This is a genomic window from Mycobacterium sp. D16R24 (genome assembly GCF_002013385.1).
GTDB lineage: Bacteria > Actinomycetota > Actinomycetes > Mycobacteriales > Mycobacteriaceae > Mycobacterium.
In genome coordinates this window covers 41,737-64,597 of the sequence record NZ_MAEV01000031.1, presented here as the reverse complement: position 1 = coordinate 64,597, position 22,861 = coordinate 41,737, and the positions used below count along the sequence as shown (strand labels likewise).

The window sequence follows — 22,861 nt, the reverse complement described above, 5'->3', positions numbered from 1 at the left end:
ATTTATCCTCACGCTGCGTGACTGTCAATCCATTATGGGGGAGGTAGTCGAACCACCACGCGAGGATGATTAGGCCGATGCGCTGCGGGATAAGAAACGCCATGAGTAACTCAAATCCATGTCCGGAGTTCACCAACACGACACAGGCAAAAAGGAACAGCCCCAGTGCCGAAAAGGTCTCCACAAGCTCGCGCCGGGGGCGTTCGCGGAGTCGTCGACAATAGAATATGACGTACCAAACGTCAATCGTCGCCCAACGAAAAGGGAGTTGCCACCAGGGCCCCTCTTCGGTCCAGGCATCAGGATCGATCGATTTCGGCTCATTCGTATGTAGATGGTGCTCGATATGAATGAACTTGAACATCCTGAACGAGGTGTATGGAACCACGAACAGTACTGAAATGTTCCCGAATAAATCGTTGATACGTGAGCCGGTGCTGACCGCGTGGTGCGATGCCTCGTGCAGGACGCTGAACATCATGAATGTCACTGCAGCGCCCATCGGAACGGTCACCCACGGAGTCCAGCCCGCCACAAAGTACCCGTACATTTCCAAAGCGAAGACGGCGAGGGCAACGACGTAGAGCCACAACGTCGGCCGCGCCAACTTCGGCACTCGCTCACCCGGGTCCGGCAGTCCGCGAACACGCGTGCGAGGCTCGCTCTGGCTCGACAGGTCCATCATTTCCATCACCATCCTGACAAAATCAAATCATCTGTATTGATCCTGACAGATAGTGATGATTTGTCAATAGTCTGGATGACATGGGCCACATTGATCCGGTTGACAGGGGTAGAACACCGCCACCACGCAACCTCGGTTCGCAGGAGTTCTACCCGCCCCGCGCTAAGGTCCGCGGCGGGCGGGGCACGACCGACCGATCGTCCACATGCCATACGTCTTGGGTTGGACTTGGTTCAACCACAGGTGACCGCGGCGCACTCATACCCTGGCCACATGGTTGGACACCGATGATCGACCGGCTCACTCGGCGTGGGGCTGCGCGCGCGGCCTACTCCATCGCGTGAGGCTACTTCGCTGGAGATGCCTGCAGAGCAAAAAGTCCGCGGACCACCGTGCGCACCTGATCGACAGCGTGAGAACGCGATCCACTGGGCTGAAGGAGGTGACTCACAATCAGCCGCACGAACACCTCGACAATCGTCCGGCGAAGTTCCTCGGCGAGGCCCTGTGACAGAGACGAAATCTCGTCGCTGACGCTGCGCGAAGCGCGTCCAAGAACAGTATCGGGGTCTACTGCGATCAGAGAGAGCAGCAGTCCCTCGGTCTGATCCCCCTGGCCGAGAATCGAGCGCAGCAATTGATTGGAGTCACCGTAGGAAAGCACAAATTCGGCCGCTTCCGCCAAGCCTTCAACGATGTCGTCAGCATGATTCCGGATACCAGACACCACTCCGCTGAGGAACCGGTCTGTCTCTCGCTCGATGACCGCGGCCGCAAGCTCATCGCGGGTGCCGATCTCCGCGTAGAGGCTCGCTCGACTCACGCCAACCACACGCGCCAAGCGAGTCATGCTGACTGCCGACCACCCGTGCGCGACTACCAGATCGCGCGCCGTGTCGAGGATCCGCTCTCGAAGGAGCAACTGGACCTCTGCACGGAAACTGTGCGGCTTTGACACAGTCTCACTGTACCCTGACGCCTGCTTGACAGTATGATACAAACTGTATAAAACAGAAACAATCTAGATAGATTTGTATAGTCCGCAGGTCTGCGCATTCGTCTCCCTTGATGCTGTGTGCAGCGCCAGCTCGGTCACAGCCGATCACCAAGACAGGGGTCGATACCAGATGAATCGCACAAGCCCCAGGCGCGTAGCGGCTAGTGCCGAGGACTACGACGTCGTGGTCGTCGGTTCCGGATTTGGCGGAAGTGTCACAGCACTGCGGCTCACCGAAAAGGGTTACCGGGTAGGTGTGCTGGAGGCCGGCCGACGCTTCGCCGATGGAGATTTCGCGAAGACCAGCTGGGATATCCGGAAGTTCCTATGGGCGCCCAAACTAGGGGCCTACGGGATTCAGCGGATCCACTTGTTGCGAGACTGTGTGATTCTCGCCGGTGCAGGCGTCGGTGGCGGCTCCCTGAACTACGCAAACACGTTGTACAAGCCGACAAGCTCGTTCTTCAACGACCCGCAATGGTCGGACATCACTGATTGGGAAGACGAGCTCACCCCTTTCTACGAGCAGGCGCGACGCATGCTCGGCGTTGTCACAAATCCTCACCTCACGCCCGCCGATCGGATCGTCAAGGAGGTTGCGGACGACATGGGGGCAGGCGACACGTTCGTCCAGACACCTGTCGGCGTGTATTTCGGCGAACCGGGAAAAATCGCAGAAGACCCCTACTTCGGCGGGGTCGGCCCTCAACGCACCGGCTGCATCGAATGCGGCGAGTGCATGACAGGTTGCCGGCACGGGGCAAAGAACACGTTGGTCAAGAACTACCTCGGCCTGGCCGAGCGGGCCGGCACCAAGCTGCACCCCCTGACAACAGTCACCGACCTTCGCCAACGCGCGGACGGAACGTGGGAGGTCCACACTGTGCGAACGGGGGCGTGGCTATATAAGAGCCATAAGGTCTTCACCGCCCGCAACGTGGTCCTGGCGGCTGGCACTTGGGGGACACAACGATTGCTGCACCGGGTCAAGGATCGTGGCAGACTTCCCGAGCTCTCAGATCAACTCGGGAAGCTCACCCGAACCAACTCCGAATCAATACTCGGCGCGATCCGCTTCGGGGTCGACGAATCGCTCGACCTCACGCAAGGTGTAGCGATTACCTCGTCGTTTCATCCGTCGCCAGATACCCATGTCGAGCCAGTTCGGTACGGCAAGGGCTCCAATGCCATGGGCTTGCTGCAGACGTTGATGACTGACGGTGACGGTCAGCTGCCGCGGTGGTTACGGTTCCTCGGAACAGCCATCCGGCACCCGCTCGCTCTCATGCGGGTCCTCGCCGTCAAAGGTTGGAGCGAACGCACAATCATCGCACTGGTCATGCAGACTTTCGACAACTCGATCACGACCTACACCAAACGAGGTGTGTTCGGCGGCCGGAAGATGACCAGCAAACCAGGGCACGGCCAGCCGAACCCTACGTGGATCCCCGCCGGCAACGAGGCCACGCGCCGCATCGCCGAGAAGATCGGCGGCTTTCCCGCGGGTAGCTGGGGCGAGGTGTTCAATGTCCCGATGACGGCACACTTCTTGGGCGGCTGCGTGATCGGCGCGGATCCCGAGTCTGGCGTGATCGATCCGTACCACCGGGCGCACGGACACCCCACTTTGAGTGTCGTCGATGGCTCTGCCATCTCGGCAAACCTCGGTGTCAACCCCTCTTTGACGATCGCCGCTCAAGCCGAGCGGGCCGCTTCCCTCTGGCCAAACAAGGGACACGCGGATACGCGGCCCGAACCGGGTCAACCGTATCGGCGAGTCGACGCAGTAGAACCCATTGCGCCGGTGGTGCCCGTCGACGCCCCCGGTGCGCTGCGGCTACCCATCACCCCGACTGCGAAGGCGCCGGTGAAGCCCCGCATGTCAGGGTGAGTTGAGTCCATTAGTTCATTGCAAATTGGCCTGAAGCAGAGCGAGATACGGAACGGCACACCATGACTAGCTCCAGGTCACCGGTAGTGATTTCGTCAATTCCGTTGAAGATCTTGGCGGTTTCGCTCCTCACGGGATAAGCACCATCTTCCCGTAGACCTTCCCGTCGGCGAAGTCCTGCAACGCCTGACGACCTTCCGATAGTGGAATACGCGCGCTTACGGGCGGACGCATGCCCTCCGTAACGAGCTTGGCCAGCCCCGCCTGGGTCTCGTACAGATAATCAGCGTGCGTGCGCAGGAACTCGCCCCAGGCCACACCGACCAACGACGCATTGCGCAGCAGTAACCGATTCACCTTGATGGTCGGTATCCCGCCGGCGGCGAATCCAACGACCAGCAAGCGCCCTTCGGGGGCCAACGTGCGCACCGCGTCGTCGAATGCGGGGCCACCGATCGGGTCGACCACCATGTCGACACCCACGCCGCCAGTGGCGTCGCGCACAGCCTTGGCCCAGCCCTCTTCCAGCGGCAACACGACATCCGCACCCACGCTGGAGACGAATTCCGTTGCGGCCGTCCGGTTGACCACGGCGATGACCCTCGCGCCCATGCCCTTGGCAATCTGGATCGCCGCGGTACCGATACCGCCGGCAGCACCCAGCACCAGCACCGTCTCACCGGCACGCAAGTGTCCGCGACGGGCATAGGCGAAGTACATCGTGTGGTAGTTCGCGATGAGCGCTACGGCCTCCGCATCGTCCAACTCGGGAGGCGTAGGAAGCACATTGGAAGGCCCCACTGCGACGCGTTCGGCATATCCGCCAATGAAATTGAAGGCCATCACCCGATCACCGGGTTTCACCCCGGCACCCTCGGGAGCCGAGCGCACCACGCCGGCAGTCTCGATCCCCGGAACGAAGGGGGGCTCCATCTTCAGCTGGTATTCGCCCTTGGTCATCAAATAGTCGGGGAAGCAGACCCCCGCGGCCTTGACATCGACGATGACGACATTGTCACCGCGCGGTTCCTCGACATCTGTGTATACCAGGCCCTCCGGGCCCGATAACGACTGCGCCTGTATCGCTTTCATGCGAGTGACGGGGGGCCGGCTTTGGTAACGGTGGAGAGATCCTCGATCTCACCCCAGCGCGCGGCGACCTCGTCGACCGTCGGCGGAGAGGCGAAGGTGGCACCGGCGTTCTCAAAGAGCGCCACGCGCTGCACCTTGCCGCCGCCCACCACGAAAACCGAACCGTTGTCGGCGCTTTCCTCTGTGCACAGGTATCCAACGACCGGCGCCACGAAGGACGGCGGCAGCTGCTCCAGCACCGCTTCGGAGGCGATGTCGGCCGTCATGCGGGTGGCAGCGATCGGAGCGATCGCGTTGGAGTGAATGTTGTACTTGGCACCCTCCAACGCGAGGGTGTTGATGAGCCCGACGAGGCCGAGCTTGGCCGCACCGTAGTTGGCCTGACCGAAGTTGCCGAACAAACCGCTGGTCGAGGTGGCGACCACGATCCGGCCGTAGCCCTGCTCGCGGAAATGCGGCCACGCCGCGCGGGTGATGTTGTATCCGCCGTACAGGTGAACCTGTTGCACCGCATGCCAACTGTCGTAGGTCATTTTGTGGAACGTGCCATCCCGCAGGATGCCGGCGTTACTCACCACACCGTGAATGGCACCGAACTCGTCGAGGGCGGTCTTGACGATGTTGGCCGCACCTTCTTCGGTGGCGACGCTGTCATAGTTGGCGACCGCGCGGCCTCCGGCCGCCTTGATCTCGTCGACCACGCTGTCGGCCATCGCCGACCCGGCGCCGGATCCGTCGCGGGCACCACCCAAGTCGTTGACAACCACCGAGGCGCCCTCACTGGCGAGGGTGCGCGCGTACTCGCGGCCCAGCCCCCCACCGGCTCCGGTCACGACAATTACCCGGTCTTGCACTCCCGGCATGCAGAACTCCTATTCACTTGACACTTCATTGGGTTGCTGAATAATGCGGAGAACGAAAAGCTTTATTACATAAGCTTTTTCATCAACTTCAGGTTCTTCTCCAGGTACGGCGGATACGGCAGCTTGAGATCCATCTTGGTGCTCTTGTACAGAGTCGACTTGAGGTGGCTGAACTCGTCGAAGCCGGCCTTGCCGTGATATGCACCCATACCGCTGGCACCGACACCCCCAAAGGGCAGGTTCGGGATAACAGCGTGGTAGAGCAGGTGATTGATCACCGTGCCACCGGCAGGTACATCGTCGATGAATCGGTTGCCGATCCGCTTTGACTCCGTGAAGGCGTAGGCCGCCAACGGCTTTGGTCGAGAATTGATGAAGTCGATGGCGTCGTCAAGGGACTCGGCCGTCAGCACCGGCAGGATCGGACCGAAGATCTCGTTCTGCATGAGCGGCTCGTCCGCGCTCGGATCCACCACGATCGTCGGCTCGATGGTGAGCGCGGAAGCATCGGAGGCACCGCCGGTGGCAACCTCTCCTTCGGTGGCGGCCAGGTAACCCACCAAGCGATCGAACTGGCGCTGATTGACCACACGCAGTCCCTTGGACTCCTTGTCGGCCTGGAACTCCGCCCAGGCGGCCGTGATCTTCTCGACCAGCTCATCGCGAACCGCCGGGTCGACGAGGACATAGTCGGGAGCCAGACACACCTGACCCGAGTTGAGGCCCTTCATGTATCCGATGCGGCGCGCGGCGACCTCGATGTTGGCATCAGCGGCCACGTAGACGGGTGACTTCCCACCCAATTCCAGCGCGACCGGTGTCAGGTGTTGCGCAGCGCCTTCCAGGATGCGCTTGCCGATCTCGGTGCCACCGGTAAACAGGGCCTTGTCAAAACCCTGCGCCAGCAGTTCTTGCGTCACCGAACCGTCGCCCTCGACGACGGCCACTGCGTGCGGGTCGAGGTACTGCGGAATGAGCTTGGCCATCAATGCCGACGAAGCGGGCGCGATCTCCGAGGGCTTGATGGCCACCGTATTGCCCGCCGCCAGTGCGCCCACCACAGGCCCGAGCGTCAGGTACAGGGGGAAGTTCCACGCACCGATGACGAGCACCGTGCCGTACGGCTCGGGTACTGACCATGCCTTGGCCGGCTGCTGGGCCAGCGGAAGACCTCGCACCCGCTTGCGTCGCATCCAGCGCCGAAGATTCTTACGGGCGTAGACGACCTCGACGACCGACCCGACAACATCGGCGATCCAGGCTTCGGCCGAGGAGCGCCCCAAGTCCTCGTGCAACGCGGTGGCAATCGCGGCCTCGTTCTCGGTGAAGAGTCGCTCCAGACCGACGAGCTGCGCCTTGCGCCAATCGTATTCGCGAGTCCTGCCCGTCGCGAAGGTCTCGCGCAGGCCCCGGACAATCCCCGGAATGCGTGAGGGCTCGGACGCGGCGTCCCGGTCGGCGGGCGTAGAGATCTCGGTGGTCATATCCGTTCCTCTCGATGGCACGCTCATCAATGAGCACATCTCCGCAGGTCACGCACGCGTACACGGACGAGCGACGGCAGCTAAGTGAGCTGTATCACCGATGGTAACCAACCGGTTGGGACCTGAGAACCCCGCACCCCCGAGGGCCGGGCTCCGTCAGCCCTTGAGCTCGGCTTCTATCAGGGTGTTCCCGCGCAAGTCCTCTTCGCTGTAGGCCAGGCGGCCCGCATCCGACATCTCCACCTCGGCCGGAATCGCCCGAACCGTCCACCCACGCCCGGCGAGCCATTGGGGGACATCGGTGCGGTTCTCGTCGTGGTACATCAGCGATCCGACGTCAAGGGACTCTCCGTCCATTCCCGCCAGCTTGCGGGCCCGGTCGAAATGTTCGCGCATCTTGCTGCGGAACTCGTGCCGCTTGGCGTTGTCCGGTCCGACAGCCTCCACTGCGATCCTGCTGCCCGGTGCGCTCTGATCCACGATCAGTTCGAAGAGTCGGTCCTGCGCCTCGGTCGGTAGATACATGAGCAGGCCTTCGGCCAGCCATGCCGTCGGCGATGCGACGTCGAATCCCTCCTGCTGCAACGCCGCCGGCCAGTCCTGCCGAAGATCGACGGGCACCTCACGGCGAAGACAGGCAGAACGCACATCGTGCTCATCGAGCGTTTGGCGCTTGTACTGCAGCACGAGCGGCTGGTCGATCTCGTACACGGTGGTGCCGGCGGGCCAGCCCAGGCGGTACGCACGAGAATCCAGGCCGGCGGCCAGGATCACCACCTGGGTGATCCCCGCGCGCGACGCCCGTTCAAAGAATCCGTCGAAGAAACGCGTCCGGACGGCCTGGTAGTCCACCGCGTACTGCATGAGGCGATCGGCTTCCGGGTCCAGCTCGGCGAGCTGCTGGCGCAGCTCATCGCTCGCGATCACCGACCAAGACCCGGCACCCGCACGTTCGACCAGGAGCTGCGCGAACGGATCCTTGATAAGCGGCGTGTCACTGCGGGTTTCAGCCGCTCGCGCCGCGGCCACCATCACCGCGGTGGCTCCCACACTGCTCGCGATGTCCCAGCTGTCATCGGCGGAACGGGCGGTGGTCGTGTCGGTCACCGGAGCTCTCCCTGGATCAGCTGGCCGCGGAACGTCCCCTGCTGCTCGATATCCTCGGGCACCGGTCTGCCCAGCCGCGCCATCTCGTCGTGCGCGTCCGTCTTGGTCACCGACCATCCTTGTGCCCCAAGCCATTCCGCGGGGTCGGCCCGGTTCTCGTCCTCGTAAATCAAGTTCTCGATCGTCACATCCACATCGACGGCGGTCTTGAATGCGGCACGCACCTGCTCCCGGCGGGCCGCCTCCTCGTCGCTCTCGTCCAGAACCAGTTTTCCCTCGTATCCCTCCACGGCAATGCGACTGCCTGGGGCGCTCAACACACCGATGTTCACGAAAAGGCTGTCTTGAGCGTCGGCGGGCAGATACGGCAACAGGCCTTCGGCAAGCCACGCGGTCGGTTGCGCGGAATCGAACCCGGCCTCACGCAGCGCGGCCGGCCAGTCCTCGCGGAGATCGATAGCCACGCCACGTCGCTGCGCCTTCGGTTGATGGGCGGCGAGGGCGGAGGCCTTGAACTCCAGAACCTGGGGTTGGTCGATCTCGAACACAGTGGTGCCGGCCGGCCAGTCGAGACGGTACGCGCGGGAGTCCAGCCCCGAAGCCAGGATGACGATCTGCCGGACGCCCGCCGCGGTCGCGGCCAGGAAGTAGGCGTCGAAGAAACTGGTGCGCGTGGCCTGGTAGTCGACCATCCGGCCGTAAATCCGGCCCGCCTCGGGATCCGGCCACTCGATGTCGCCGGTCGCCAACCGCTCCCAGCCTGTCGATCTACCGGTCGCGTCGACCAGTATCTGCGCGAACGGATCGCGGATGAGCGCGTCGGCGCGCAGTGTCTCGGTAGCGCGTGCGGCCGCCACCCCGAGAGCGGTCGCACCCACGCTGGAGGTGATGTCCCAGGTGTCCCCATCGACCCGCATGCGGCTCCTCTCAAGGCAACTAGACGCAATAGTGAGCAATGCTACAGATCTCCAACGGTGGCCAGCATTATGCGGCGGGTCACATCCCCCCGCGTTGCGCCCAGATAGCCGCATCATGCGTTCATTTGCCCGCCACTTTGGATAGGCTGTGCTGCAGAACGTCAACCGCCCAGACACACTTGGTCAATTTATGCAGTTCGTACACGGATCTGGCATAGGGTTCATCATCGAATCCGTTTGATAACCCACCCTGGCGAAGTTCGCTGGCGGAGGGCTTACTAAAATCCGGTCCAAGAGATAGCTCAGATGAAGTTCGAAAGGGGATAGAACGTGCTTGCCACGTACATGTCCACGGGGGGATGTCAATAATGACCAAACCATCTACCGCAAATGGCGGCTTTCCGAACATCGTCGTGACCGGCATGGCCATGACGACGTCGATCGCACCGGATGTCGAGGGCACCTGGAAGGGACTGCTCGCCGGCGAGAGCGGCATCCGCACCCTCGAAGACGACTTCGTCGCCCACTACGACCTGCCGGTGAAGATCGGCGGGCACCTCAAGGTCCGCGACTTCGACAAAGACATGACGAAAATCGAGCACCGTCGCCTGTCCTATGTCCAGCGCTTGGCAGCGATCCTGGGCCGCCAGGTCTGGGAGGACGCCGGGGCCCCCGACGTCGACCTGGAACGTCTTGCGGTGTCGGTCGGCACTGGCCTCGGCGGCGCCGAGAAGATGGTCGAGGCCTACGACGAGATGCGCGCCAAGGGCACGAAAGTCGTTTCGCCTCTAGCTGTTCAGATGTTCATGCCCAACGGAGCGGCCGCCGTCATCGGACTGGAGCGCAAGGCCCGCGGCGGTGTCATCACGCCGGTATCGGCATGCGCGTCGGGCAACGAGGGCATTGCGCACGCGTGGCGTCAGATCGCCTACGGCGATGCCGATATCGCCATCTGCGGCGGCGTCGAGGCGGCTATCGAGGCGGTCCCGATCGCCGCGTTCGCCAACATGCGCATCGTGATGTCGACCGACAACGACAACCCCGCAGGTGCCTCGCGTCCGTTCGACAAGAATCGCACCGGCTTCGTCTTCGGCGAGGGCGCGGCACTCATGGTCATCGAGACCGAGGAACACGCCAAGGCCCGGGGAGCGCGGATTTACGCCCGGCTTCTCGGTGCGGGCATCACGTCGGACGGTTTCCACGTAGTGGCACCGCATCCGGACGGCATCGGCGCGGCCAAGGCGATGGACCGTGCCCTAGAGACCGCCGGACTGGACGCCAAGGACATCGACCACGTCAACGCCCATGCCACCGCAACGAGCGTGGGAGATGTCGCTGAGGGCAGGGCCATCCATAACTCGAACTTGCACCACGCCGCGGTCTACGCACCCAAGGGCGCCCTCGGGCACTCGGTGGGTGCGGTCGGTGCCGTCGAAGCTGTCATCACGGTGAAGTCGTTGCAGGAGGGCATCATTCCGCCCACCCTCAACTATGAGACGCCCGATCCGGAGATCGAACTCGACGTCGTCAGCAAGGAGCCCCGCAAGGGCGACTACAAGTACGCGATCAACAACTCGTTCGGGTTCGGTGGCCACAACGTGGCGATCGCCCTCGGCAAGTACTGATCCACTTCTTTCCCTGACACGCCGTCTGGCCGCGGATTCGTATCGCACGATTCCGCGGCTAGGCGGCGCGTCTGCGTTGGACGGGGCGAGACCACGCACGCAGTGCACATTTGAAATCCTGGCAACGTACCTCGCCTCAGGCCCGTACAACGACGCTACGCTTTCCTGAATCCAGATTCAGGACGCGAGGGGAACGCAGACGAAGAAGACCAGGAACCAGCCCCGCATTTCGCCAAGACCGAGGACTGGGACGAATCCAATGACTGGTAGGGAAAATGGAAGGCGACGCAACGCTGACGGACACTGCCCCCGACACGCAGTGTCGACGTGAGGTGATTACCGGAACGCCGCGATACCGGTGAGTGCCTGGCCGATCACCAGCGTATGCATCTCGCTGGTGCCCTCGTAGGTCAACACCGACTCCAGATTGTTGGCATGTCGCATGACGGGATACTCACCCGAAATCCCGTTCGCACCAAGAATTGTCCGGGCCGTTCTGGCGATCTCGATCGCCTCGCGCACATTGTTGAGCTTGCCCAGACTGACCTGTGGGGTGGTCAACGTATCCGCATCCTTACGACGCCCCAGATGCAGAGCCAACAGCAGCCCCTTGCCGTATTCCAGGGTCATGTTGGCCAGCTTCTCCTGGGTCAACTGGAATCCGGCGATCGGGCGATCGAACTGTTCACGGGTCTGCGCGTAATCGATTGCTGTGCGCAAACATTCACGAGCCGCACCCATCGAGCCGAAGATGATGCCAAAGCGCGCCTCGTTGAGACAGGACAGTGGTGCCTTGAGCCCGATCGCCAGCGGTAGCCGGTTCTTTTCCGGCACCCGCACATCGCTGAGACTGAGTTCAGCGGTCACCGAGGCGCGCAAGGACATCTTGGACCGGATGGTCTCGGCGTTAAACCCCGCCGAATCGGTCGATACCAGGAAGCCACGCACTCCGTCGTCAGTCTGCGCCCAGATGACGGCAACGTCGGCGATCGACCCGTTGGTGATCCACATCTTGGTGCCGTTGATGATCCAGTCGCTGCCATCGCGCCGGGCATGGGTGCGCATTCCACCGGGATTGGACCCGAAATCCGGTTCGGTCAGGCCGAAACATCCCAGCTCCTCCCCTGTCGCCATCCGGGGCAGCCATTTCTGTTTCTGCGCATCGCTGCCATAGGCATAGATGGCGTACATCGCCAGTGATCCCTGCACGCTGACCAGTGAACGGATCCCCGAGTCGCCCGCCTCGAGCTCCATGCACGCCAGTCCGTATGCCAGAGAGGACGTTCCGGAGCATCCATAACCCTGCAGGTGCATGCCGAGCACACCGATCTTGCCCAGCTCCAGCGCAAGCTTGCGCACGGGTAGATCACCATGTTCATACCAGCGCTGGACGTTCGGAACTACGCGCGCCTGAACCAGCGCACGCACGCTATTGCGAATCGCACGTTCCTCGTCGCTGAGCAGCGCGTCGATACCGAACAGCTCGTCGGGGTCACTTCGGTCAGCATCCGCAGCCATGTCGCAGACCCTAGCGCCCGGGGGCCTTGTCCCGGCCAGGAACCGAAGCGGTACAGCCGCTCAAACCTGCAGAGCCAGGGAAGCCTACCCTCGGAAATATGTCCACCCCCAACAGGCCGCATCTGGTTCCCGGCCCGGACCACCCCATCGACATCGTGCCCTCCAATACTCGCGTCGTGGTCACGTCCGGCGATCGCACCATCGCCGACACCACCAATGCGCTGCGGCTGCAGGAGGCCACCTACCCACCCGTGTACTACCTCCCACCCGACGCAGTGAACTGGGAGGTACTACAGCGCACCGATACCCACACCTATTGCCCGTACAAGGGCGAGGCGTCGTATTACTCGGTGCACACATCTGAGGGAACGATCGAGGACGCCGTCTGGACGTACGAAGACCCGTACCCGGCGGTCTCCCAGATCACCCGTCATCTGGCCTTCTACCCCAACCGGGTCGACGTCACCGCACAGTGAGCGCACCCGTCTGGCGACCCCCTGGTTGCTGGCGTACCTTGTGCGCATGACGACGGTTCAACGGCGAGCTTTCAACGATCAGGTGACGCGGTTCTGGGGGCGCGCCGCCAAGGCTTACGACTGGGCACCCCTACAACAATGGGTGTACCGCCCCGCACAGGACGAGATGCTTGCCCTGCTGCGTCAACACGAGTCTCAGCGAGTCGTCGATATCGCCTGCGGTACCGGCATTCTGGCCACCCGCATCCAGGAGGAACTCGAACCCGAGCAGGTGCACGGGGTCGATATGTCCGAAGGAATGCTCGCCCAGGCGAAGGCCCGTTCGGCGCTCGTCGACTGGCAGTTCGCGCCTGCCGAGAAGCTGCCGTTCGACGACGGCGCGTTGGACGCGGTGGTGTCCACCTCGGCGTTCCATTTCTTTGATCAGCCCGCTGCACTCGCCGAGTTCCATCGCGTGCTGGCTCCCGGCGGATTCACCGCGATCACCACTTTCACGCCCGACCGCGCCTCCGCCCCGCTCCTGCGCCGGGTCTTCGGCGACCGTGTGCCCGCAAGCGTTCCGTCGAAGGCCGAGATGCGTCAGATGTTCGAAACCGCCGGATTCGAAGTTGCGGTGCAGCGACCGGTGCGTCATCCCTTCACCCTTCCCTTCGTGGAGTTCGATCGGCTCACGGTGGGCATCAAGCGATGACACGGTGGCTGCTGCTGCGTGGCCTGAGCCGCGAGAAGCGCCACTGGGAGCAGTTCCCGCACGTCTTCGCCGAATCGCTTGGTGTTCAGGTGGAATGCCTGGACGCGCCCGGATTCGGCACCGAGTTCCACCGCACATCCCCCGCGAACATCTCGGCGATCACGGACGACATCCGGTCCCGGCTGGACCGTGGCAGCGATACGTGGTCGCTGCTCTCCATATCTCTGGGCGGCATGATCGGACTCGATTGGTGCGCGCGCTACCCCGGAGACTTCGAGCGCGCCGTCATCATCAATTCGAGCACCGCCGCAACGCCGGTGTGGCAGCGGTTCCTGCCGTCGTCGATTCCCAACCTGGTGCTCGGACGGTTCCGTGCCGACCTGCCGCGCGAGCGCGCGATCCTGGCACAGACCGCCAACAACCCCGACCTCGATCTCGATCTCGACGCGCTATCCCAGCGGTGGGCGGGGTACCTGCAGACTCAGCGTCCCTCGAGCGCCAGCATCGCCCGCCAGACTATTGCGGCCATCGGTTTCCGGATGCCGAAACATATCGACACTCCGCTGCTGGTTCTGACCTCCGCACACGATCGACTCGTGAGTTCCTCCGCGTCAAGCGCGATTGCCAACACATTCGGTGCCCCCCTGGCGGTACATACTTCCGCCGGACACGACCTTCCCCTCGACGACGGCGTATGGATCGCCGAGCAGGTAAGCCGGTGGATCGACTAGATTATCCAGCTGTGCCACAGCGCCTTTCGGCTTGGCGATTTGTCACCACCTTTGGCGTCATCAGCATGTTCGCCGACATCGTCTACGAAGGCGCGCGCTCGATCACCGGACCGCTCCTGGCATCGCTCGGGGCAACCGCTCTCGTCGTGGGTGTGGTGACCGGAATCGGCGAGGCCGGCGCGCTGGCGCTACGGCTGGTGTCGGGCCCCCTCACCGACCGCACCCGCATGTTCTGGAGCTGGACCATCGCCGGTTATGCGCTCACCGTGGTCACGGTTCCGTTCCTGGGGATGGCCAGCGTGCTCTGGGTTGCCGCCACCTTGGTGATCGCCGAACGTGTGGGCAAGGCGGTACGCAGCCCTGCCAAGGACACCTTGCTCTCGCACGCCACCTCAGTCACCGGCCGCGGGAAGGGTTTCGCGGTCCATGAAGCCATGGACCAGGTCGGCGCGATCACCGGCCCGCTGGTGGTCGCCGGCATGCTCGCCCTCACCCAGGGGAATTACCTGCCGACATTTGCCGTGCTGGCGATTCCGGGAGCCGCAGCGCTGGCCCTGCTGTTCTGGCTTCGCCGGCGAGTACCTCATCCCGAACGGTATGAGGACGCCGCAGATACCCACGGCACATCGGCCGTACGCCACAAACTCCAACTGCCGTTGAAGTTTTGGCTGTACGCGGGATTCTCCGGGATCACCGTATCTGGATTCGCGACCTTTGGCGTGCTGTCGTTTCACATGGTCGATCGCGGCGTCCTGGCGCCCGCCGCGGTGCCGTTGGTATACGCCGTCGCAATGGCCGCCGCGGCCGCCGCCGCCCTGTTCTCCGGCTGGGCATATGACCGCAAGGGACCGAAAACCCTTGTGGTTCTGCCCATCGTCGGCGCCGCCGTACCAATGCTGGCATTCACGGACTCGTTGGTGGGCATCGTGCTCGGCGCGCTGCTGTGGGGTGCCGCCGTCGGGATTCAGGAATCCACCCTGCGCGCTGTGGTCGCAGACCTCGTCCCGTCGCCGCGCCGGGCCACCGCGTACGGGGTCTATGCGGCCGTGCTCGGCACTGCGACCGCGATCGGCGGGACCCTCACGGGTTACCTGTACGAGGTGTCCATTCCCATGCTCATCGCGGTGGTCGGCGTGATTCAGTTGGTGGCATTGATCGCCGCCGCGCCCACCGTGCTGCGGCACGCCGCTCAGGTGTAAGGCAGGCGGCTGCTGGCGTCCTCGTCGACGTGGACGCTGCGGCCAATGTAGGGAAACGCACGTTGTGCGCAGGATTCGCGCACGCACACCTTGCAGCCCGGGCCAATTGGCACGGCGGTTGCCGGATCGTCGATCGCGATTCCTGTCGAATACACCAGACGATGGGCATGGGCGATATCGCATCCCAGCCCGATCGCGAACGACTTCGGCGTGCTCAGAAATCCACCTGTTGACGTGCTACTCGTGCGTGCGACCCAGAAGTACGTGCGGCCATCGGGCATCTCCGCGACCTGGGTCACAAACTGCCCCGGGTTTGAAAACGCCTCGTGTACGACCCACAGTGGGCAGTTTCCACCCACCCTGGAGAAGTGAAACGCCGTGGCGGATTGACGTTTCGAGATATTCCCCGCCCGATCGGTGCGCACCAGGATGAACGGAACCCCACGCATGGAGGGGCGTTGCAGCGTGGACAGACGGTGACAGACGGTCTCGTGTCCGACCTCGAACTGCCGTGCCAGGATGTCGACGTCATACCGGCTGAACTCCGCAGCATGGTGAAATTGTTTGTAGGGCAAGAGGAATGAACCAGCGAAGTAGTTGGCCAGGCCGATCCGGGCGACGCCAATGGCCTCCGGGCTCAGCTGCTCGGCACCGGAGAGGATGGCCGCCATGGTCTCGGTCTGCGTCAACAGAGCCAGTTGGGTGGCCATTTGGAACGCACGCTGACCGGGCGTGAGCCAATGTGCGATACGCAAAACCCCAGCATCCGTGTCGAACCGGCGTTTGGCCGAATCCGAAAGTGCCCCACCCTTGGTCACGGTAACCGCGATGCCATGATCTTGCTTCAACACCGCGGCCAGCTGCGCGTCAAGCCCACCGATGTGCAAACCATAATGCTCGAATAGATCTTCAGCGGCAGTGTCGAGCTCACCGAGATAGTTCTTGTGATCGTAGAAGAAGTCGCGGACCTCCTCGAACGGCATGGGACGCAACGGCTCTCGTATCGAGTCACCGATTGTTGCCGCGTTCTCGGTCGCGCGGTAGCTCTCCAGCTCCGCAGTGACATCCCGCAGCCTGCGGTGCATGCCCACCAGGGTCTGACCCACCGATGGCATTCGGGCGACCAGCTCCTCGAGCTGCAGATCACTCACCTCACCCACGGACGCCTCGGTGAATATCTCGCCAAGATCCGCGACAAGCCGGGCATCGGAGTCCGGGGAGAAGTAGTGCGGCGAGAGGTCGAACCGTTCGGTGAGCCGCAGTAGTACCGCAACCGTTACCGGACGCGCATCGTTCTCCAGCTGATTGACGTAGCTCGTCGACAAGTCCAGAACACGCGCGAGCGCGGCTTGCGTCAGGCCGCGCTCCTCGCGCAACCTCCGCAACCGCGCTCCGGCGAACGGTCTGGACATGTCGTCAGGATAACTCCACATCTATTCGCAATGTTTGCAAGATATGCCGACTAAGGATACAGAAATACGCATTTACATGGTCTTTTTATCTCCTAACCACGTGCGTAATGTGCGGATCATGCACGTTCACTCCGTACACACCCGCCGTAGCGCCGACGACTTCCCCCGCGACCAACACCTCGCCTGGAAGATCGCCGAGGTCGCTTCTGACCCCGTTGCCGTTCCCGCCGACACCGAAGCGATGGTCATCAACCGGATCATCGACAACGCCGCCGTCAGCGCCGCCTCAGTCATCCGCCGTCCCGTCACCGTCGCACGCCGCCAGGCGCAGGCACACGCTGTGTCTTCCGGCGGACGCGGTGCCAACGTCTTCGGTCTCAGCGGTGGCTACTCGGCCGAGTGGGCAGCATGGGCCAATGGCGTCGCCGTACGCGAGCTGGACTTTCACGACACCTTCCTGGCCGCCGACTACTCACACCCCGGCGACAACATTCCGCCGTTGGTGGCCGTGGCCCAGCAGCTCGGCATCGGCGGAGCCGATCTCATTCGCGGTCTGGCCACCGCCTACGAAACTCAGATCAACCTCACCCGTGGAATCTGTCTGCACGAGCACAAGATTGACCACGTTGCGCACCTCGGCCCCTCGGTGGCCGCCGGCCTGGGCACCATGCTGAAGCTCGACACCGAGACGATCTATCAGGCCATTGGTCAGGCCCTGCACCTGACCACTGCGACCCGGCAGTCCCGCAAGGGGCTCATCTCCAGCTGGAAGGCCTACGCACCGGCCTGGGCCGGGAAGGTCGCGATCGAAGCCGTCGACCGCGCCATGCGCGGTGAGGGTGCGCCGTCCCCGATCTGGGAGGGTGAGGACGGCGTGATCGCCTGGCTGCTCGGCGGACCCGAGAAGGTCTACGAAGTTCCGCTGCCGGGCCCCGGCGAGGAAAAGCGCGCCATCCTGGACAGCTACACCAAGGAGCATTCGGCCGAGTACCAGAGCCAGGCGCCCATTGACCTGGCCCGCAGAATGCGTGAGCGCATCGGCGACCTTTCTCAGATCGCGACGATCGTGCTGCACACCAGCCACCACACGCACGTGGTGATCGGGACTGGATCAAACGATCCGCAGAAGTTCGACCCCGACGCCTCGCGCGAGACGCTCGATCACTCGGTGATGTACATCTTCGCCGTCGCACTCGAAGACGGCACCTGGCACCACGAGCGCTCGTACGCCCCGGAGCGCGCGCATTGTTCCGAGACCATCGAGCTCTGGAACAAGATCAGCACCGTCGAAGATCCGGAATGGACTCGCCGTTATCACTCCACCAACCCCGACGAGAAAGCCTTCGGCTGCAAGGCCGTCGTCACTCTCAAGAACGGCGAGGTGATCACCGACGAGCTCGCGATCGCCGATGCCCATCCGCTGGGGGCACGCCCCTTCGCCCGGGAGAACTACGTCAACAAGTTCACGGTCTTGTCCGATGGCGTCATCGAACAGCGTGAGCAGGATCGATTCCTTTCCGTGGCACAGGGATTGGTCGACCTGAAGGCAGGCTCGCTGGGCGCGCTCAACCCGCTCGTGGATGCCGTTGTCCTCGACAAGGCGCCCACGACTCCCGAGGGGATCTTTAAGTGACCTCACTTCTTGCCTCCGCCACGGATGCGGCTGCCAAGCGCGCCGCATTCCGGGAAGGCCTGGCCTCGGACGACCTGCTGCGCCTACCCGGAGCGTTTTCGCCCCTGGTGGCCAAGCTAATTCAGGAAATCGGGTTCGAGGGTGTTTACGTGTCGGGGGCCGTACTGTCCGCCGATCTGGCTCTGCCCGATATCGGGTTGACGACACTCACCGAGGTGTCGGCACGAGGTCGACAGATCGCCACGGTCACCGACCTGCCGACCCTGATCGATGCCGACACCGGCTTCGGCGAGCCGATGAGTGCCGCCCGCACGGTGACGGTCCTCGAAGACAGCGGAGTCGCCGGGCTTCATCTGGAGGATCAGGTGAATCCCAAGCGGTGCGGGCATCTTGACGGCAAGGCCGTCGTCGAGACCGCGGAGATGGTTCGGCGCCTCCGTGCGGCGGTTTCCGCACGGCGCGACCCCAATTTCGTGATCTGCGCCCGCACCGATGCGGCGGGTATCGAGGGGTTGCCCGCGGCAATCGACCGCGCAAAGGCCTATGCCGATGCCGGCGCGGATCTCATCTTCACCGAGGCGCTCAGCGACATCGGCGAGTTCGAGAAGTTCCGCGCCGCGGTCGATGTTCCCCTGCTCGCCAACATGACCGAATTCGGGAAGTCCGAACTCGTGACGGCAGACCAGCTCCGCGAAGTCGGGTACAACGTCGTCATCTATCCCGTCACGACCCTGCGGCTGGCGATGTTCGCCGTAGAGCAAGGTCTTCGTGAAATCGATTCGGCGGGCACGCAATCTGGACTGCTGGACCAGATGCAGCACCGGAGCCGCTTGTACGAGCTGCTCCGCTACTCCGAATACAACCAGTTCGACACCGAGATCTTCAATTTCAGCCTCAATGGAGGAGGAGCCCGATGACCACCGCGACCCCGACCATTCACAAGGGACTTGCCGGCGTCGTGGTGGACACCACCGCCATCTCCAAGGTGGTGCCCGAGACCAATTCCCTCACCTACCGCGGATACCCGGTGCAGGATCTCGCCGCCCGATGCAGCTTCGAGCAGGTCGCGTACCTGCTGTGGCACGACGAGCTGCCCAATGAGGGCGAGCTCGCACTGTTCAATCAACGTGAGCGTGCGCAGCGCCGTCTGGACCGCTCCCTGATGGCGCTGCTGGCCAAGTTGCCCGAGACCTGCCATCCGATGGACGTAGTGCGCACGGCGATCAGCGTCCTGGGAGCCGAGGATCCTTCCGAGGACGACAGCACCCCGGAAGCCAACTACGCCAAGTCACTTCGCATGTTCGCGGTGCTGCCAACGATCGTCGCGGCCGACATGCGCCGCCGCCGCGGGCTGGACCCCATTCAGCCCCATAGCCACCTCGGCTACTCGGCCAACTTCCTGCGGATGTGCTTCGGCGAAGTGCCCGACCCGGTGATCGTCACGGCGTTCGAGCAGTCGATGATCCTGTACGCCGAGCATAGCTTCAACGCCTCGACCTTCGCCGCCCGCGTGGTGACCTCGACGCAATCCGATATCTACAGTGCGGTCACCGCCGCCATCGGCGCACTCAAGGGCTCCCTGCATGGCGGCGCCAACGAGGCCGTCATGCACGACATGATCGAGATCGGTGACGCCACTAAGGCGGCAGAATGGTTGCAGGGCAAGCGGACCCGCAAAGAGAAGGTCATGGGCTTCGGGCATCGCGTGTACAAGAACGGCGATTCCCGGGTGCCGACGATGCGTGCCGCACTGGAGGACGTTGCGCGGGTTCGTGACGGTCGTCAGTGGCTCGAGATCTACAAGGTGCTGGAATCCGAGATGGACGCGGCCACCGGCATCAAGCCCAATCTGGATTTCCCCACCGGGCCCGCCTACTACCTGATGGGATTCGACATCCCCTGCTTCACACCAATTTTCGTGATGAGCCGGATTACTGGCTGGACCGCACACATCATGGAACAGGCCGCGGCGAACGCCCTGATCCGACCACTGAGCGAGTACTCCGGAAAGCCTCAGCGGTCACTCGCGTCATAGACCTCATCGCCCAGTGTGCGGTTTACGTCGAAATCTCGCTGATTTGTCGACGTAAACCGCACACTCGATTCGGCTAGTTCGGCATCCTGTCGCAGAGCAATTGAATGAACAGCTCATCCGGTGGGGGCGCCTCCGGATCGATATTAAGAAAGCCGGTGTAGAGCCCATCTGGTGAGTGCACCGTGCGACTTACTTGCCCGGCAATGCCCGTGACAACACCCGCATAGCTGCGCATATCGTCCACGCTCAGCCGAGGGTCCGCGAGATCGACTATGACTCGGGCTCCCCGTGTCGGGAGTACTGCGCCAAACGCTTCCGGCGGCCCGTAAACGAGCAGCGTTCGTCGACCTCGGTCGCGCTCGTCGCGCAGCGCCTCAATGTCACCGTCGGTTGGCTCGACTGACGAGGTCACGCGCAGCCCCACAACCGATCCCGTGATCACGCGGTGTCCGATCTCACCCATCGGTGGCTCCCCGGGCCATCTCGTCGCAAGCTCGACGGGTCGGTACTGAAACGACGTGGGCCGATGGATCATGCAACCAGACGCGTCTCTGCACCTGGTGGCCGACACGTCGTACAGTTCCTCGACAACGCCACGCAGCCGGGGCCAGCTTTGACTCTCATGCCAAGTAGCCCAGAGGATTACCAGCGAATTCGCGGGATCTCCGCGTGTCGGATCCCAGCTCGCACACCCGTACGGAAATCGAATAATCTCGCGGTCCTCGTCCCAATTGACTGCCGCCGCCGAGGCCAGTAGGTAGCCACTCTCTGCGGGATACGCGCAGACGTGCCAATCGACAACCTGGCCGATCTCAGGAGTACTACCGCAGCACTGGTATTCCCAATGTGAAATACCCAGGTATACAAGAGATTTGTTCCGATCCGGAACCCTGTTGATCACTGAAAGCACCGAGCGTTAGGCGAACGGAGCACGAACGCTCCGGACCCGGTGTACCGATGGCAAGGTTAGCCAGCAGCACGCCGAGCGTCAATACTCGGCCACTTGGGCCGAGATAACAGCCCGCCTACCCACCAATCTGCAGGTTCCTCTCGTCGATACGCGCGCTGGCGCAACAACCCCTCCATCTCGAACCCGACCGCTTCCGCCACGGCCCGCGAACCGTCGTTGCCGACAACGGCCCACCACTCGATGCGATGGGCGGCCAGCTGATCAAATCCCCACTGGCACAGTCGCCGAATCGCCTCGGTCGTGAGCCCCTTGCGCCGATACTGCGAGGCCGACCAGTATCCGACCTCCACCACGCCAGGTGTGATCGACTTGAGCGAACAGGTGCCGGCGAGCTCGCCCGTGTCTATGAGGAAGAACCCGAACCCATATCGGGAGTTGTCTGCCCACTCCTGCGCCGACCTGACGATGAAATTCCGCGCATCCTCAAGGGAGTACGGCACCGGGAGCGGGAGGTAGTGCGTGATCTCCGGGTCGTTGCAGGCTTCAACAAGCGCGGCCTCGTCTGCGGTGGTGACGGCACGCAGAACCAACCGGTCCGTCTGCAACTCGATAGGTTCCATGCGACCAGTCTCAACCACGAATTCGGACGTGGTCAACGGAATTCCGGGCTGCCGCCTCCGTCAGGAGGTCTCGCGTGCGGGTGACCAGTACCCCAGCATCTCGGCGAAAGTCTCGAAAGCCGGCCTGGCGAGACCGTACGGCGCTTCGAAGTGCACGCTCAAGGGAAAACCGAGGTCTGCCACGCCGTCGATGACTCGTTTGTAGAGATCGACAAGCTGTGGACGTCTGGCATCGGGTTCGCAGGCAGCCAGCGACCTGACGAAATTCTGTTCGCGCGCAACGGCTTCATTGCCGGGATCCTGGATCAGCCAGTCGATGAGCCCGACCTTGGACTCCAGCTTGGGCACGAAACCGAACGACAGCAGAACCTCCGGCCGGTGGTCGCTTGAGCGTGCGAACTCTTGCAGAAAGCCAACCACCGCATCGGAGTACAGCAGCTGGGTCATGGCGAAGGTGGCGCCCTTATCGCATTTGAAGGAAAAGCGGCCCTGTTCCCCACTGCGGGTGGGGATCAGAATCACTCCCCTGTTATCGACGATGTCATCGAACTTCGACAACGCGTCGGTCGGTGGAATGCCCGAGCCTTCGCCATCGCTCATGGTGCGCGGTACACCGACGAAGATCACGCCGTCCATCCCGGCTTCGGTCAGGCCGGTCAGCCGGCTCCGCAATGACGTCTCGTCAGAAAAGGATGTGACCTGGGTGCACAGTCCCCGCATGGTGGGTAGCTCGGACCGGATGATCGACCAATAGTCGACGACATCCAGTTTCGGCTTCATCTCCAGTGGGCGATCGCCGTCCTCCACGATCATCGAGGGGATCATGACGTGGTCGATGCGCCCGTCGATGCCGAATTCCGCCGAGAACCTGGACAGTTTCTCCAGTTCTTCGGACGCCTTGTCGAGTCCGCCATCGACATTGGGAGGCACCAACTCCAGCGCAACGGTATTCATGGACACCAGGGACCTCCGATT

Annotated in this window: 21 protein-coding genes; 9 read left to right on the top strand and 12 right to left on the bottom strand. The window is 63.0% G+C overall.

What is annotated here, in order from left to right; genetic code table 11:
- Positions 1–685 (bottom strand): fatty acid desaturase (locus tag B4383_RS23260; protein ID WP_217700191.1); only part of this gene is annotated, 685 nt, incomplete at its 3' end.
- 346 nt (positions 686–1,031) lie between these two features.
- On the bottom strand, positions 1,032–1,643 hold the full coding sequence (locus B4383_RS23255; protein ID WP_078293773.1) for a TetR family transcriptional regulator: 612 nt from the start codon (positions 1,641–1,643) through the stop codon (positions 1,032–1,034).
- 169 nt (positions 1,644–1,812) lie between these two features.
- Between B4383_RS23255 and B4383_RS23250 the strand changes: the two genes are divergently transcribed.
- On the top strand, positions 1,813–3,573 hold the full coding sequence (locus tag B4383_RS23250; RefSeq protein WP_078293770.1) for a GMC family oxidoreductase: 1,761 nt from the start codon (positions 1,813–1,815) through the stop codon (positions 3,571–3,573).
- A 129-nt stretch (positions 3,574–3,702) separates the two neighbouring features.
- Here the strand turns inward: B4383_RS23250 and B4383_RS23245 are convergent, their stop codons facing one another.
- The 5 genes from B4383_RS23245 to B4383_RS23225 form a co-directional block, all read right to left on the bottom strand.
- Positions 3,703–4,665 (bottom strand): NADPH:quinone oxidoreductase family protein, encoded by a 963-nt coding sequence (locus B4383_RS23245; protein WP_078293768.1) that lies wholly within the window; start codon positions 4,663–4,665, stop codon positions 3,703–3,705.
- Positions 4,662–5,528 carry an SDR family oxidoreductase gene (locus B4383_RS23240; protein WP_078293766.1) on the bottom strand — a complete coding sequence of 289 codons (867 nt, stop codon included), beginning with the start codon at positions 5,526–5,528 and terminating at the stop codon, positions 4,662–4,664. Before B4383_RS23240 ends, B4383_RS23245 begins: the two co-directional genes overlap by 4 nt.
- A 65-nt stretch (positions 5,529–5,593) precedes the next feature.
- Complete coding sequence (locus B4383_RS23235) at positions 5,594–7,012, bottom strand: aldehyde dehydrogenase family protein (protein ID WP_078293764.1); 1,419 nt, start codon at positions 7,010–7,012, stop codon at positions 5,594–5,596.
- Between the two features lie 156 nt (positions 7,013–7,168).
- Complete coding sequence (locus B4383_RS23230; RefSeq protein ID WP_078293762.1) at positions 7,169–8,119, bottom strand: SAM-dependent methyltransferase; 951 nt, start codon at positions 8,117–8,119, stop codon at positions 7,169–7,171.
- Positions 8,116–9,036, bottom strand: a complete 921-nt coding sequence (locus B4383_RS23225; RefSeq protein ID WP_078293759.1) for a class I SAM-dependent methyltransferase — start codon at positions 9,034–9,036, stop codon at positions 8,116–8,118. Before B4383_RS23225 ends, B4383_RS23230 begins: the two co-directional genes overlap by 4 nt.
- A 368-nt stretch (positions 9,037–9,404) precedes the next feature.
- Between B4383_RS23225 and B4383_RS23220 the strand changes: the two genes are divergently transcribed.
- A complete protein-coding gene (locus B4383_RS23220; RefSeq protein WP_078293757.1) occupies positions 9,405–10,661 on the top strand; it encodes a KasA/KasB family beta-ketoacyl-ACP synthase in 1,257 nt (418 codons plus the stop codon).
- A 336-nt stretch (positions 10,662–10,997) separates the two neighbouring features.
- Here B4383_RS23220 and B4383_RS23215 read toward each other — a convergent pair whose 3' ends face one another.
- On the bottom strand, positions 10,998–12,179 hold the full coding sequence (locus B4383_RS23215) for an acyl-CoA dehydrogenase family protein (RefSeq protein WP_078293754.1): 1,182 nt from the start codon (positions 12,177–12,179) through the stop codon (positions 10,998–11,000).
- A 98-nt stretch (positions 12,180–12,277) separates the two neighbouring features.
- On the opposite strand from B4383_RS23215, the gene B4383_RS23210 reads away from it, so the two are divergent.
- From B4383_RS23210 to B4383_RS23195, 4 genes are read left to right on the top strand one after another with little or no spacing between them, the layout of a single operon-like run.
- Complete coding sequence (locus B4383_RS23210) at positions 12,278–12,655, top strand: DUF427 domain-containing protein (protein ID WP_078293752.1); 378 nt, start codon at positions 12,278–12,280, stop codon at positions 12,653–12,655.
- 46 nt (positions 12,656–12,701) lie between these two features.
- Complete coding sequence (locus tag B4383_RS23205) at positions 12,702–13,346, top strand: class I SAM-dependent methyltransferase (RefSeq protein WP_078293750.1); 645 nt, start codon at positions 12,702–12,704, stop codon at positions 13,344–13,346.
- Positions 13,343–14,077: an alpha/beta hydrolase gene (locus B4383_RS23200; protein WP_078293748.1), complete on the top strand. Its 735-nt coding sequence runs from the start codon at positions 13,343–13,345 to the stop codon at positions 14,075–14,077. The genes B4383_RS23205 and B4383_RS23200 overlap by 4 nt, the downstream gene beginning before the upstream one ends.
- Positions 14,041–15,276 carry an MFS transporter gene (locus B4383_RS23195; protein WP_286143909.1) on the top strand — a complete coding sequence of 412 codons (1,236 nt, stop codon included), beginning with the start codon at positions 14,041–14,043 and terminating at the stop codon, positions 15,274–15,276. The genes B4383_RS23200 and B4383_RS23195 overlap by 37 nt, the downstream gene beginning before the upstream one ends.
- Here B4383_RS23195 and B4383_RS23190 read toward each other — a convergent pair.
- On the bottom strand, positions 15,267–16,688 hold the full coding sequence (locus B4383_RS23190; protein ID WP_078293743.1) for a short-chain fatty acyl-CoA regulator family protein: 1,422 nt from the start codon (positions 16,686–16,688) through the stop codon (positions 15,267–15,269). The two genes, B4383_RS23195 and B4383_RS23190, sit on opposite strands and share 10 nt — an antisense overlap.
- Before the next feature lie 118 nt (positions 16,689–16,806).
- Here B4383_RS23190 and prpD point away from each other — a divergent pair, with 118 nt between their 5' ends.
- From prpD to B4383_RS23175, 3 genes are read left to right on the top strand one after another with little or no spacing between them, the layout of a single operon-like run.
- Positions 16,807–18,321, top strand: a complete 1,515-nt coding sequence (gene prpD / locus B4383_RS23185; RefSeq protein WP_078293790.1) for a 2-methylcitrate dehydratase PrpD — start codon at positions 16,807–16,809, stop codon at positions 18,319–18,321.
- Positions 18,318–19,238, top strand: coding sequence for a methylisocitrate lyase (gene prpB / locus B4383_RS23180; protein WP_078293741.1), 921 nt, complete (start codon positions 18,318–18,320; stop codon positions 19,236–19,238). The genes prpD and prpB overlap by 4 nt, the downstream gene beginning before the upstream one ends.
- On the top strand, positions 19,235–20,356 hold the full coding sequence (locus B4383_RS23175; protein ID WP_078293738.1) for a bifunctional 2-methylcitrate synthase/citrate synthase: 1,122 nt from the start codon (positions 19,235–19,237) through the stop codon (positions 20,354–20,356). The genes prpB and B4383_RS23175 overlap by 4 nt, the downstream gene beginning before the upstream one ends.
- 73 nt (positions 20,357–20,429) lie before the next feature.
- On the opposite strand, the gene B4383_RS23170 is transcribed toward B4383_RS23175, so the two are convergent.
- Genes B4383_RS23170 through B4383_RS23160 form a run of 3 tightly spaced genes read right to left on the bottom strand, consistent with a single transcriptional unit; the run spans position 20,430 to position 22,846 of the window.
- Entirely contained in the window at positions 20,430–21,266 is an 837-nt protein-coding gene (locus B4383_RS23170; protein ID WP_139361002.1) for a DUF6578 domain-containing protein, read from the bottom strand.
- Between the two features lie 56 nt (positions 21,267–21,322).
- Positions 21,323–21,886, bottom strand: a complete 564-nt coding sequence (locus B4383_RS23165) for a GNAT family N-acetyltransferase (RefSeq protein ID WP_078293731.1) — start codon at positions 21,884–21,886, stop codon at positions 21,323–21,325.
- A gap of 60 nt (positions 21,887–21,946) precedes the next feature.
- A complete protein-coding gene (locus B4383_RS23160) occupies positions 21,947–22,846 on the bottom strand; it encodes a mycobacterial-type methylenetetrahydrofolate reductase (protein WP_078293728.1) in 900 nt (299 codons plus the stop codon).
- Positions 22,847–22,861: the final 15 nt, after the last annotated feature.